Raw genomic sequence first — 12,983 nt, 5'->3', positions numbered from 1 at the left:
GTGCCGCGCACCGTGCCGCGCACCGTGACGCGTCGGCGCACCGCCTGCGTGGTGGTGGGCGCTGTCACGAGACGCGGCCGGCCGCGAGGTCGGAGTCCGCTTGCGCGTGTTCATGGACGTGGCCGTGGGGGCGCGGTGCGAGGGGCGGCCGGTGGACGGGGGCTCCGTCCCGCGCGGCGAGCACCCGCCCCAGGACGGTGTCCACGCCGTCGCCGGTGCGGGCACACGACCGTACGATCTCCACCCCGGGGTTGACCCGCTGCACCTGCGCGTCGAAGGCCGCCTCGTCGAATCCGGCGGGGGGCGGCCAGATCGGTCTTGGTGAGCACCACCAGATGGGCGGAGCCGAAGGCGGTGGGGTACTTCAGCGGCTTGTCCTCGCCCTCGGTCACCGCCATGAGCACGATCCGCAGGCTCTCGCCGAGGTCGTAGGAGGCCGGGCAGACGAGGTTGCCGACGTTCTCCACGAAGAGCAGCGCGGTGTCCTCGGGCAGCCGGTTCTCCACGTGGCCGCGCAGCTGCCGGGCCTCCAGATGGCACAGCCCGTCGGTCAGCAGCTGTTTCACCGGTGCTCCGGAACGGGCGAGCCGGCGGGCGTCGTTCTCCGTCGCCAGGTCGGCGGTGAGCGGGGCCACCGGGACGCCGCGCTCTACGGCACGGGCCAGCACCCGCCCCAGCAGCTCTGTCTTGCCGCTGCCCGGGCTGGACAGCACATTGACCACGCTGATGTTGCGCCGGGCCAGTTCGTACGCAGACTCGCGGCCAGGCCGTCGTTCTTCGCCAGGACAGCCTCGGTGACGTCCACGGACTCGCACATGGGCGCTGCTCCTCGCGGCTCACTCGACTCTGAATCGACAGCAAACCGCGCAAACCGGCCCGCGGCTATCGACCCTCGACGCCGCGTGTCACCGGGGAGGCAAGCCCGGCCGCGGACGGGTCCGCGGATTCCTCCGGGCGGCTCAACGGGGGTGTGGCTGCGGGATCCGCGAGCAGTACGGGGACCATGGCGTGCAGGGCCTCGACGGCACGGTCGACCGCGTCCCCGACCGGTGCGCTCAGGCCCGGGGCGATGTCCTCGTCGGCGCGCGGCCGTACCTGGGGTTCGCAGGCGAGCACGAGGACACGTGGCAGCGGCCCGTCGCCCAGGTGGGCGGCCAGGGCGAGGACCTTCGCCGGGTCCATGCCGTGCGCCTCGGGCGCGGCCGCGGCCCGGGCACGGTCGGGGAGTTCCGGCTCGATCAGGGACAGCGTGCCGGGTGGGTGGCCCCGTTCGGCCGCGTCGACCAGGACGGCGGTGACGTAGCCGTCCAGCAGTTCGTACGCGAGGTCCAGGCCGCGGACGACCTCGGGGCCGAAGGCGTCGTCCGCGAGGAAGATGTTGCCGACGCCCGCCACCAGCAGACGTGCACCGCGGCGGGTCATCGCGCGCCCCCGCTCAGCGGCCGGTCGGAGCCGCCCGGCTGCTTGCGGACGAAGGCCGACCGCAGGGCATGGTAGGGGGTCTGCGAGTCGAAGAAGATGGCGCGCATCCGGGCGAGTTCGGCCCGCCGGTGGTCCGCGAGCGGTCGCCGCTCCTCGTCCGCCTGCCGTGCCGACGCCTTCGCGGCGATCCGCCGCGCGAGGTCCGGGTCGGCGGCGAGGGCGGCCGCCCGGTGCTCGGTCTCGGCGGCGAACTCCTGTGCCGCGACCGGCACCAGCCCGTCCACCAGTCCGATCCGCGCGGCCGTGGCGGCGCTCACGGGCAGCGCCTCGCTCGTCAGCCGCCGGGCCGTCTCCACTCCGACGCGGCGCGGCAGCGTGTACGTCCAGTACTCCGAGCCGTACAGGCCCATCCGCCGGTAGTGCGGGTTGAGGACGACTCCGGCGCGGCACCACACCTCGTCGGCGGCCAGGGCGAGCATCAGGCCGCCGGCCGCCGCGTTGCCGCCCAGCGCCGCCACCACCAGCCGGTCGGTGGTGCGCAGGACCGCGTCGACCAGGTCGTCCATGGCGTTGAGATTCGCCCAGGACTCACCGGCCGGGTCGGCGGCCGCCTCGATGACGTTCAGATGGATGCCGTTGGAGAAGAAGTCCCGCACTCCGCCGAGGACCAGCACCGAGGTGGGGCGGGCGAGGGCGTACCGGTAGGCGGCGAGCAGCCTGCGGCACTGGCCGGTGCTCATCGCCCCGCCGGGGAAGGAGAACGTCAGGAAGCCGATGTCGCCCTGCTGCCGGTAGCGGATGTCGGTCCAGGTGCGCCGGTCGGCGGGCAGTTCGAGCGGAGCGGTGTCCTCCGGCAGCCGGTGCGGGCCGCCACTGCCGCGGGCGCCGTCGGCCGCGAGGGACGCGAGCACGGAGACCGCCGGGCGGCGGAACGGCGCGGGGTCGCCGGAGCTCTTACGAGGGCGCAGTTCCGGGATCCACACCGCGCCGTCCCGGGTGGCCCGGCAGACCGCCCCCGCCCTCGTGGCGAGCAGCTCACCGGGCCGTCCGCGCAGCCGGTCCTCGGGATGCCCGCCGTGCAGGAACACCTCCCGGCCGAGAATCTCGTCCAGGACGCCGGGCTGCGAGTCACCCCCGCCCAGCTTGCGCAGCACCACCTCGGTACTGTCCCTCCCCCAGTCGATCCTCCGCTGCTCCTGCCGGAAGAAGTCGCGCCACACCACCGCGACCTCGGGATCGTTCTGCGGGCGCGGCTTGAACGAACCGTCGGCATACCGCTGTACGGCCAGCAGGACGGCGGCCGTGGCGGCGTCGGAGACCTCGTTGCGGTACAGGTCGCTCTTGCCCACCGGCGGTACCGGGAACGACTCGGACGCCCAGATGTCGCCCGCGTCCATCGACGCCTCCGCCTGGAGCACCGTCACTCCCCAGCGCGGCACCGCCTCGGCGATCGCCCAGTCCAGGGAGGAGGGACCGCGATCACCGGGCGGTCCCGGATGCACGACCAGACAGGTGTGCTCCCGCCATACGTCCTCGGGGAGCGCCGTCTTCAGCATCGGAGCGAGGATCAGCTCCGGCCGCGTCTCGTGTACGGCGGCGCGGACCGCGTCGGGACCGTGTGAGGCGAGAACGACGTCCACCCGGTGCCCGAGGTCCGCCAGTTCGGCGTACACACGCTGGGACAGGCTATTGAACGCGCTGGCGACGAGCAAAATGTTCATGACATGGCATGCTCGCCGGTTTCCGGGGGTCCGGAAAGGATCACGGCGGCGTTTCGCCCGCCTCGGTCAGGTCTCTTCCTCCATCCGGATCGCGCCCCTCAGCCTGTCGACGGCCTCACTGTGTTCGCCCTTGTACACGTCCACCAGGGCTTCGGCGATCGCGTCGAGCTGTCATGTGCGCCGCGCTGGAGGCGATGAAGAAGCCAACGAGGATCAGGCAGACCAGGAAGAACAGCGGCGAGCTGGTGAAGTTGGAGGCGTACTGGGCGAGCTGGTCGAACCGGCCACGCCCCGGGCCACCGCCGCCGACGGCGGGCGGCGCCCAGCTGCGGACGAACAGATGGGAGCCGCCCGCGTGGTGGAACAGGAAGACACGCCGACGGGCCCCTGACACGGGCTGGAGGCACACCACGGCGTCGCGCACCGCCGTCGGGGAAAGCACGGATCGATTCGTTCGGCGCAGCCTCAGCCGCGGTAGACGCTGAAGCGCTTGGTCAGGGAGCGGACCAGCTCATGTTCCCCGACGACACCGACGGCGCAGACACCCAGTTCCCCCGACGGGGCTTCGGCGACCATGTCCCGGTAGGCCTCGAAGGAGTTGCTGAGCGACTGCCCCTCGGTGGTGAACAGCACGGTGGCCAGTCCCTCGGCCCGGGCGGCCTGCGCGAGAGCTGCCAGGTGGCTGCTCCGGCCGGAGAGCACCAGGGTGTTGAAACGGATTCCGGCGTGCAGCGCGCCCTCTCCGTCGCGCACGTCGTCCGCATAGATCCGGTCGTCGAGGCGGGCCAGCTGACCCATGACGATCGCGGAGGCGTTGGCGACCGCTCCCGCGTCGAGCGACTTGTCGACGGCGATGGCCGTGCGGAGAAGTTCGGGCATTACTGCTGGTTCCTTACTACTGGTTCCTTCGCCGAGGATGCTCAGTCGAGACAGAACTCGTTGCCTTCGATGTCCTGCATCACGATGCACGAATCGTTGCCGTCATACAGCAGTCGCACGCGTACCGCGCCGAGCGGGACCAGTCGTGCACATTCGGCCTCAAGTGCGGCCAAGCGCTCTTCACCCACGAGCCCGGTGCCGACCCGCACGTCAAGATGCACTCGATTCTTGACGACCTTGCCTTCGGGAACGCGCTGAAAGAACAGTCGCGGACCCACACCTGAGGGATCAGTGCATGCGAACCATGAACCCCGATCCTCAGGCGGCCGCGAGCGATCAAAATCGTCCCAAGTGGCAAACCCCCGCGGCGGCGGCGATACGACGTACCCCAACACCTCGCACCAAAAGCGAGCGACGCGCTCAGGTTCTGCGCAGTCGAAGGTGACTTGGAACTGCTTGATCGATGACATCGGCGCACCATAGCAAGGGGGCTCTGTTGCTCATCTCTTGGTAGGGATCCACATCTTGACGGGGGAAGCGCAGCCCTGGCGGCGTAGCCGACCGATAGGAGCCACCTCAACTGATCCAACAGGATTTGACAGTTATCCTGCTACGTCGTGCAGAAGACACGCCTCGACACTGCTCGGATCCGGGCGGCTCGCCGGGTAATCGACCCGATCTTTCTCGACACTCCGCTGTACCGCTGCGAGGCGCTGGAGCCCGACCTCGGGTGCATGGTGAGCATCAAACTCGAAACGGCGAACCCGGTCCGCAGCTTCAAGGCCCGCGGCACCGAGCTGGTCGCGAGCCTGCTCGCCGACAATGGCTCGCGAGCCGCAGTGTGCGCCAGCGCGGGCAACCTTGGCCAGGCCCTCGCCTGGTCCGGTCGCGGCCGGGGGCTCGACGTCACCGTCGTGGCATCCCGCTTCGCGACTGCGGCCAAGCTTGATCGCATCCGCGCGCTGGACGCCAGGTTGGAACTGGTGGACGGCGACCATGAGTTGGCTCGCGAGCGGGCGGCGGCCATCGCGCAGCACGACGGCATCCGGCTGGTCGAAGACAGCCTGGACATCGAGACCTGCGAGGGCGCGGCGACCATCGGCCTGGAACTGGTGGGCACCGTGCCGTCGTTCGACACCGTCCTGATCGCTCTCGGCGGCGGGGCGCTGGCCACCGGCGTGGGTCATGTGGTGAAGGCCATGGCGCCCGAAGTCGAGGTGATCTGCATCCAGCCGCTGGGCGCACCGGCGATGACACACTCGTGGCGCAGGCGCCGCGTCGTCACCACCGACTCGACCAACACCATCGCCGACGGCGTCGCCGGACGGCGTCCCATCCCGGCCGTCCTGGACGACCTCCTCCTGGTCGCTGACGACGCCGTCCTGGTCCAGGAGGCGTCGATCATCACCGGTATGCGGATGCTCCTCGAACACGCCGGCCTCGTCGTCGAACCGTCGGCCGCGCTCGGCGTCGCGGCGATCCTCGAAGACCGTGACCGCTTCGCCGGCCGACACGTAGTCACCATTGTGTGCGGCAGCAACGTCGACGTAGCCGCCTATCACCGCTGGGTCGGTGCGGCTCCCCTCCACAGGTCTTGATGCGATGGAGGGGCGGGGCCCTCCGCCCCCGTGGGGGGAGCCCGCTGGTGAGCGAGTATGACGGGCACCAGTACGTCGGCATCGACCTGCACCGCAGGCGGTCCGTGATGGTGCGGCAGAGCGCGGACGGCACCTAGCTGCACGGTACGCATCCTCAACGATCCGGTGGCCCTCGGCCTGCAGATCGAGGAGGCCGGACGTCACTCGGACATGGCCCTGGAGGCCACCTGCGGCTGGTACTGGGCAGTCGACATATCGCAGTCCGCCGACGTGGAGGTCCACGACTTCCGTGATGCCGCAGACCTGTCAGACCTGGCATATCTGCTGCGCAGCGGGCTGAAGGCCCAGGTGCACGCGGTCCTGGCAAGGCCCGGAGATCCTCATCCCCGCCTCGGACCCGCGTTCGGTGTCGACGGCCGGGCTCTTCTGACTCAGATCGCGTTGGGCGGTGCCGGCGTACAGCGGGTAGGCCTCTGCTGCAGCTGATCGACCAACCCAGCGCCGAGGAAGACCTGTTCAACGCCCGCAGTGCGGAGCAGCTCCGCGATCACACCGGCGCCGCCCCCCCTTGGTGCATGCCTGCCCATAGGGCTGTAGCGAGTGGCCAACTTCTCCGGCGTACAGAGTTTCGAATCACCTGACCATGACCAAGGATGATCTCGAACACCGAAGTCGACGTGTACGAACGACAGCCCACACCAGGTCGGCACCCGCCGACACCGATGACTGATGGAGTGACACATGTCGAGCAGGACTGTCCGAGCCTTCGCTCTTGCCGGCGCCACGGCGCTGTCCCTCGCCTCTTTAGGCATCCTCACGGCTGGGTCGGCCAACGCCGCAGCACCGGCAGAGGCGTGTCCCCAAGGTGTGGTCTGCTTCTACCCGCAGGCCAACTATCAGGGAACCGTGCAGGTAATCGACTTCACTGCGACACCTGGATGCCAGGCCACGATTCCGGCGCGATCGATAATCAACAACAGCAACTACCCCGTCGGACTCTACGTTGACAACGAGTGCACCCAGTACCTCGACCAGGTAGACGCGGGCGGGACGCGGGCCTCCCTCATAGCGAGCGTCGTAACGGCTGAATAGCTTCCAGCAGCAGGAGGGCGCCACGACATACAGCCGACCACGCCTGCGGACGCACTACGGGGATACCCGAGCGACTTGACGCCCGCTACGACCGTGGTTGTCCCGCCCTCATCCACCGCACCGTCGGACTGCTGTACGGCATCGACTCCAGCCGGCTTGGCTGCCCCCTCGATCGGACAGAAGCCCGTCTCCGGCTTCCCAACTGCCCGGGGACGGGCCGATCCGCCTGCTGGCGCCTGGCCGGACGGTTGCAGGAGAGCCACAAGGCCATCCAACAACTGGCGCGGGCGGGCTGGAAGCCGACCAGCCCATCGCTGAGCCGGACGATCCGCGCGACTGCGTCGGCGAGGTCGGACTCCGGTATATCGGCCAGCTGCCGGTAGGCCGCCTCCAGCCACTTGTAGACGTCGGAGTCCTGTAACTGGAGGTCCCCAGAGAACGCGGGTTTCGTACCCGCGTCCGCGGCCGCTCGCAGGTTGGCGAGGTTCCGGATTCCTCTGGTCCGGCGACGCCTCGCCCAGAAGCGGGGCGGTGCACCGCGGCAGCCTCCGAAGCGCGAGAGGGGCAGAAAACGATTACCACTACGCTAGGTCGACGCCGTGCGCCTTCGCAAGAGAGGAGACTCCACCTTCGGACGGACGATCTCGAGCACATCGACTAAACGTGCAGGACAGGAGCCCGAACTGTCGACGGCCGCCAGGACGCGTTCATCATGCGGCAGGGCCTGTTCGCTTTCGAGCGGCTCTTGGTCATGTCACACCATTGACGCTGATCCTCGGCGACCCTAGCTTTAGTAACCGATTTCTGAAACTGAGCCGCAGATGCGCCTGCCACGGTCGTCCAACGCGTGCCGCGTGCCGCCCTTGCCTGCCGCCGCTTGGCCGCCAAGAAGGAGATCCGTTATGCCCGCAGCACCCTTGAGCCGCCGTCACTTCGTCCAGTTGGCCGGCGCCGGTACGACCGCGGCCGCTACGAGCAGCCGGCTCTGGCAGTCCGCGCCGGCCGCGTACGCGGCGGAGTCCGCGCAGGACGCGCGGGCGGACAGGCAGGCCGGTCTGGTCGACCAGCTCGCCCTCGGTGACGAGGAGTCCGAGTCCGCTCACGGCTTCACCTCCGACGGCAGCAGAACCGTCACCGACGACAACGATGTCAGAGGCAGGGTCGCCGCTCCCCTCACCCCGGTCGACGTCAGAGGAGGCGAACTCCGGTTCACGATGAGGACCGACCCTGCGGCCCAGAACTACCTCACGCTCAAGCTCTGGGGCGGCGACTCCTCGCCGTACAGCACGCTCGCCTACCTCAACGGCGAGCAGATCGGCTTCCGCCGCAACTCCGACTACGAGCCGCTCAGCTTCGGCTTCTCCAAGCCCGCGCCCGGCCGTTTCACCTACCAGACCACAATGCTGCCGCTGGAGATGACCACGGGCCGGGAGCAGGTGGAGATCACCCTCCGTACCTACCAGAGCAGTTACAAGGGCACCGTCACCGCTGATTCCCGCACTTACTACAGCGTGTACACCCACACCGCCGCGCACCTCGACGCGTTCGGCGAGGACCTCCCCGGCTACCAGCCGCCCACCGGCACCCCGGACGATCTCACCGACGCGAGGAAGCAGGAACTGTTCAACAGCCTGCGCGCCGCGCAGGTCGCCCTCTTCAACAAGCTCTCCGCCCAGATCGACGCCTCGGCCTCCGGCAAGCTCTCGATCGTCCGGTACGTGGACGACCTGCGCTTCTACGCGGGAGTCCTGACCACCGACTGGTGCCCGGCCGCGACACCCGCCGCGAAGAAGACCGCCCTGCTGCGCCTGTTCAAGTGCATCGACAACCACGTCAAGGACTACTACGGCAACACCAGGCTCCTGCTCCGCGGCGGCCACCAGGGCGACTGGGGCGGCTACTACGGCGCCCTCGGCGAGGCCCTGTACATCGCCGAGGACATCATCAAGGACGACGACACCTACGGAGCCGACGCCTTCAGGGCCTTCCTCGACGAGACATTCACCACCGGCACCCAGGAGGGCGCGACCTCCCTCAAGGACGTCGACTTCGACGGCTCCCCGCTCACCCGCCGCGCCGCCTGGGGCCGCTGCCTCAAGGCCAACTTCGATTTCGCGCGGTCGCGGCTTTCGTACATCTACAACCAGATGTTCTTCACCTACGAGGGCGCCTGGGAGGCCCACGAGGGCCTGCGGGTGATCGGCTCGAAGTTCTACGAGGGCAAGAAGCGCAGCCACGCGATCCTGGGCGAGGCCCTCGGGATCGTGCCGTTCCTCGGCGAGGAGATCCTGGTCGGCCCCGACGGCGAGGAACTCGACCTGTACCACTCGCTCTTCTACCACGACCAGACGGCGCGCTTCACCGACGACTACGTGCAGATCGTGGGCAAGGGTCTGGCGAAGAGCAAGCTCGACGCGGACGGCGAGATCGTGCGGCGGCTGCCCTACGGCAGGCACTACACCGGCATCACCGAGGCGGGCCTCACCCGCGAGAACACCTACGTCGGCAACTACGGCGAGGAGGCCTCCCAGTACCTGGGCGAGTACTTCTTCAAGACCTGGGGCCACGAGGGCGACGAGGAGCTGAACGACGAGATCCTCAAGATCACGTTGCGCAATCTGCACGCCCGCGCCCACACCCGCTACCCCGCGGCGGACGACAGCGGCACGAACCGCCTGATGCGCACCGAGGGCGTCGTCGACGAGCGCAACGTCTACGACCCCGGCATCCCGGGCTACTGCATCCGCATCAACCGGGGCCAGTCGCTCTTCCTCGCCGCCGTCGAAGCACACATGGCGGCGCACGCCCACCGCTACACCGACAGCGGCTGGGACAGGTACTGGGAGTACGCCCGCGAGGCCGTCGGCGTCGCCCAGCAGCAGCTCGCCGACCGCCAGTACTTCAACCAGTTCAACGCCGTCACCCAGTGGCTCAAGGTCGATCTACGGCTCGCCGAGACCTGGGCGTATCTCACCGGCGGACGCGCGACGTACGACCGCTTCGGCACCGTCAAGGCCAAGAGGGTCCTGCCGCAGACCGACTTCCGCTCCTACAGCGCCGCGGAGATAGCCGAACTGGGCGTGGACCCGGCCGACTACGAGCAGTTCGCCTGGGTCGACATCGACAACATGTTCGTGTCGATGCGCGACGGCGGCACCCGCATCTTCGGCTCGCTCTACGTCCAGAACCGAGGCGTCGCGGGCAGCGGGCGGCTGCACGTCATGGCCCCGGCCTACGAGCACACTGTGCAGCTTCGCACCAATGGCCGCTTCCAGTTCCGCGACTACTGGGCCCGCACCGACAACATCGACGCCGACTTCATGGAGGACATCAACACCGGCGACAACTGGGCCCCGCAGGCGCTGGCCGGCGAGATCTGCCCAATCGCCTACCAGCCGGGCGTCGGCACGATCAGCCGCGAGAACTTCGAGCCCGACCACCCCTACTCCGGGTACGTGGACTTCCTCACCGCCCGCTACGGCCGCTACCTCTTCGGGATCAACACCACGCGCGAGGTCTACGGCAACAAGCGGACGCACCTCCTCGCCGTGCCCGCCGGTCACCGCCGCGCCACCGTGCTCGACCTCGTCTCCGGGAAGGAACTGCCGGTCAACGGCGGTCATGTGACGGTCCCGCCGTTCACCGCCGTGGTGCTCAAGCTGTCCGAGGACGCGACCGAGACCCTGCTGCCCTCCGTCGTGCGGTACGCCGCCGCCCTGCCCGGCGACACGTACATCGGCGTCACCTGGACCCCGACCGCGGGCGCCACCTCGTACACCATCGAGCGAGCCACCCGCGAGGACGGCGACTACGAGACCGTCGCCGAAGGCATCAAGGGCCTGTACTGGCGCGACGAGCAGGTCAAGCAGGGCGGCCGCTACTTCTACACGGTCACCGCCGTGAACAGTGCCGGCCACGGCTGGTCGTCCTGGCGCGCCGAGGCCACGCTCGCCGCGCCCGTGTCGCGGGACCTGACCGGCTTCGGCTGGCGCGACGACCGGCTCGGCTCGCAGCGGACCGGCAGGACCTCCGTCAGCGGCGCACGCCTCAGCATCGCGGGCGGCGACGGCACGGGACTGGGCAAGGGCGACGACTACATGATCGCCACCCGGGACATCGAGGACTCTCTCCTCTTCTGCAGCCGCGTCCTGGCCGGCACCGGCACGGTCACCGCACGCATCGACGACCACAACGGCGCGCTGACCGGCCTGATGCTGCGCGACAAGATCGACGCCAACACCCGGTACCTCTACTTCGGGGCCGACTCCGACGGCACCCTCGTCCTCGCCAACCGCGACCGCGACAGCCGCCACGACTGGCAGGACGACGTGCGTTCCCCGCGCAGAGCCGAGATCTCCGGCTTCACCGCCGCCGACCATCCCTACCTGCGGCTGGTCCGCGACTACGAGACCCATCAGGTCCTGGCCTTCGCCTCGCCCGACGGCACGTCCTGGACGTACGCCGGCTCGATGCTCACCCCGCTGCCCTACGCCGTGCACGCGGGTGTCGCCGCCTCCGGTGACGCGGTCCTGGCCACGGTGAGGGTGCGCGACACGGCGGACGGCGCGCTGCTGCTCCACGTGGCCGAGCGGGCCGCGGACACGGCCGTCATCGCCTGGAACAAGCCCGAGGACGCCACCGGTTTCACCCTCTACCGGACGGCGGACGCCGACACGGCCGCCACCAATCCGCTGGAGGACGGGGCGGGTTGGGAGAAGGTCCTCACCGACACCCGGCTCCGCAGCTGGACGGAGAACGACCTGCGGTCCGGCAGGCGCTGGTTCAAGGTCGCCGCCTCCCTCGCGAGCGGCGGCAGCACGGTCAGCGACGAGGCGGCGATCGCTGACGCCGAAAGCCTCGGGTAGCTGCCGGCGCGCAGGACGCGGGCCCCCAACTGACCCCCAATAGTTGGACTGCTGGACGTAGTAGTCGGCTTCAAGTTCGGCGGACGGATATCGCCCATCGCAGAGGGGAGGCGCTGGTAGTTCACAGCGCTGAAGCGACCCACACCGATCGCGGTCGGCATCTGTCGCCGACAACCCGGTCGGTGCCTGGACGGCATCTGACAGGCCAACTTGTGGGTGACGACAGAAGCCAGGCTCGGCGGCATGCGCCTCGACGGCGGTGTGGGGACCATCCCCGCGAGTGCGGGGATGGTCCTTTCGATTCCCTGCCGCTGGCTCCGGCCGGCCGGGTCGCCGTCATCGGCGAGTTCGCCGCCGCCCTGCGCTTCCAGGGTGGCGGGAGCTCCCACGTCAACGCCACTCGTGTCGACAGCCCGGTGGACGAACTGCGCGCTCTGCTGCCCGACGCCCAGGTCGACTTCGCCCAGGGCTACGACACCACCGGCCGCTCCGATGCCGCGCAGCTGCACGAGGAAGCCGTCGCGCCGGCCGCGCAGGCCGACACGGCCGTACGCGTGGTCGGGTTGCGCGAGGCCGACGAGTCCGAGGGCTACGACAGGGAGCACCTCCTGCTGCCGCGGGACCAGGTGGAGCTGGTCCGCGCCGTGGCACGGGCCGCCCGCCGCACCGCCGTCGTCCTGCTCAACGGCGGAGTGGTCACCATGGAGGGCCGGCATGACGAGGTGGACGCGGTGGTCGAGGCGTGGCTGCCCGGCCAGGGCGGCGGCGCCATCGCCGACGTACTCACCGGCCGCGCCAACCCTTCCGGCCACCTGGCCGAGACCGTCCCGCGCAGGCTGGTGGAGACCCCTTCCTTCCTGAACTTCCCTGGCGAGCAGGGCCATGTCCGGTACGGCGAGGGCGTCATGGTCGGCCATCGGTACCACGAGACCGCCGATGTCGCCGTCCGCTACCCGTTCGGCCACGGACTGAGCTACACCACCTTCGACCGGACCGACTTCCGCGTCATCGCCGACGGACCGGATACCGCCACGGTCAGCAACACCGGTGACCGGTTCGGCAACGTGGTGCAGATCTACGTGGCCGAACCCCGGCGCCCGGTCAGCAGCCCGGCACGGGAACTGCGCGGCTTCTCCAAGGTGGCGCTCGCACCGGGGGGTCCTGGCAGCGTGAACTGGTAGTCCGGGGTTCAGGAGCCGGTGCTGTAGCGGCTGAGCATGAGGGCGACGGCTTCGTCCACGATCGCGGCGTCGGTGGGGTTGGGCGGGACGAAGTCGGTCCGTACGAGTTGAGGCCACAGGAACTGACTGCAGATCATGCCGAGGAACTGTTCGGCCACTTCGGATGCCGACTGTGGCTGTCCGTCGGCCGAACGGAAGTCGAGTGTGCCGGCCTGGGCTTCGGCT

General features: G+C 69.4%; 11 protein-coding genes and 1 pseudogene. 5 read left to right on the top strand and 7 right to left on the bottom strand.

The window, feature by feature from the left end; translation table 11 throughout:
• Positions 1-64: 64 nt before the first annotated feature.
• The 6 genes and pseudogenes from hypB to ADL12_RS37405 all read right to left on the bottom strand — a co-directional run bounded on the left by hypB (position 65) and on the right by ADL12_RS37405 (position 4,492).
• Positions 65-817 (bottom strand): annotated as a pseudogene (hypB, locus tag ADL12_RS37430) (hydrogenase nickel incorporation protein HypB).
• A gap of 65 nt (positions 818-882) precedes the next feature.
• Complete coding sequence (locus ADL12_RS37425) at positions 883-1,422, bottom strand: hydrogenase maturation protease (protein WP_062711193.1); 540 nt, start codon at positions 1,420-1,422, stop codon at positions 883-885.
• Complete coding sequence (locus ADL12_RS37420; RefSeq protein ID WP_062711189.1) at positions 1,419-3,143, bottom strand: enoyl-CoA hydratase-related protein; 1,725 nt, start codon at positions 3,141-3,143, stop codon at positions 1,419-1,421. The genes ADL12_RS37425 and ADL12_RS37420 overlap by 4 nt, the downstream gene beginning before the upstream one ends.
• A gap of 115 nt (positions 3,144-3,258) precedes the next feature.
• Positions 3,259-3,585, bottom strand: a complete 327-nt coding sequence (locus tag ADL12_RS37415; RefSeq protein ID WP_244188184.1) for a hypothetical protein — start codon at positions 3,583-3,585, stop codon at positions 3,259-3,261.
• Between the two features lie 23 nt (positions 3,586-3,608).
• Positions 3,609-4,022, bottom strand: a complete 414-nt coding sequence (locus ADL12_RS37410) for a DUF2000 family protein (protein ID WP_062711184.1) — start codon at positions 4,020-4,022, stop codon at positions 3,609-3,611.
• A gap of 41 nt (positions 4,023-4,063) precedes the next feature.
• Complete coding sequence (locus ADL12_RS37405) at positions 4,064-4,492, bottom strand: VOC family protein (protein ID WP_062711181.1); 429 nt, start codon at positions 4,490-4,492, stop codon at positions 4,064-4,066.
• A gap of 147 nt (positions 4,493-4,639) precedes the next feature.
• Between ADL12_RS37405 and ADL12_RS37400 the strand changes: the two genes are divergently transcribed.
• The 5 genes from ADL12_RS37400 (at position 4,640) to ADL12_RS37385 (ending at position 12,758) form a co-directional block, all read left to right on the top strand.
• Positions 4,640-5,620, top strand: coding sequence for a threonine ammonia-lyase (locus tag ADL12_RS37400; protein WP_062711177.1), 981 nt, complete (start codon positions 4,640-4,642; stop codon positions 5,618-5,620).
• 165 nt (positions 5,621-5,785) lie between these two features.
• Positions 5,786-6,106 (top strand): hypothetical protein, encoded by a 321-nt coding sequence (locus ADL12_RS37395; protein ID WP_062711175.1) that lies wholly within the window; start codon positions 5,786-5,788, stop codon positions 6,104-6,106.
• A gap of 255 nt (positions 6,107-6,361) precedes the next feature.
• Positions 6,362-6,712: a peptidase inhibitor family I36 protein gene (locus ADL12_RS51525; RefSeq protein WP_079052484.1), complete on the top strand. Its 351-nt coding sequence runs from the start codon at positions 6,362-6,364 to the stop codon at positions 6,710-6,712.
• A 902-nt stretch (positions 6,713-7,614) separates the two neighbouring features.
• Positions 7,615-11,577 (top strand): hypothetical protein, encoded by a 3,963-nt coding sequence (locus tag ADL12_RS37390; protein WP_062711172.1) that lies wholly within the window; start codon positions 7,615-7,617, stop codon positions 11,575-11,577.
• A 212-nt stretch (positions 11,578-11,789) separates the two neighbouring features.
• Positions 11,790-12,758 (top strand): glycoside hydrolase family 3 C-terminal domain-containing protein, encoded by a 969-nt coding sequence (locus ADL12_RS37385; RefSeq protein WP_244188183.1) that lies wholly within the window; start codon positions 11,790-11,792, stop codon positions 12,756-12,758.
• Positions 12,759-12,766: 8 nt separating this feature from the next.
• Here ADL12_RS37385 and ADL12_RS37380 read toward each other — a convergent pair.
• Positions 12,767-12,983 (bottom strand): TetR/AcrR family transcriptional regulator C-terminal domain-containing protein (locus ADL12_RS37380; protein WP_208614562.1); only part of this gene is annotated, 217 nt, incomplete at its 5' end.

The organism is Streptomyces regalis (genome assembly GCF_001509475.1).
Classification (GTDB): Bacteria; Actinomycetota; Actinomycetes; order Streptomycetales; family Streptomycetaceae; genus Streptomyces; species Streptomyces regalis.
The sequence above is the reverse complement of the archived record's forward strand: the minus strand, read 5'-3'. Positions and strand labels throughout refer to the sequence as shown.

What these genes read in the sequence shown, in the direction of transcription:
- ADL12_RS37425 (WP_062711193.1), bottom strand. Translation starts at nt 1,422, where the DNA reads ATGACCCGCCGCGGTGCACGTCTGCTGGTGGCGGGCGTCGGCAACATC.
- ADL12_RS37405 (WP_062711181.1), bottom strand. Translation starts at nt 4,492, where the DNA reads ATGTCATCGATCAAGCAGTTCCAAGTCACCTTCGACTGCGCAGAACCT.
- ADL12_RS37410 (WP_062711184.1), bottom strand. Translation starts at nt 4,022, where the DNA reads ATGCCCGAACTTCTCCGCACGGCCATCGCCGTCGACAAGTCGCTCGAC.
- ADL12_RS37390 (WP_062711172.1), top strand. Translation starts at nt 7,615, where the DNA reads ATGCCCGCAGCACCCTTGAGCCGCCGTCACTTCGTCCAGTTGGCCGGC.
- ADL12_RS37420 (WP_062711189.1), bottom strand. Translation starts at nt 3,143, where the DNA reads ATGAACATTTTGCTCGTCGCCAGCGCGTTCAATAGCCTGTCCCAGCGT.
- ADL12_RS51525 (WP_079052484.1), top strand. Translation starts at nt 6,362, where the DNA reads ATGTCGAGCAGGACTGTCCGAGCCTTCGCTCTTGCCGGCGCCACGGCG.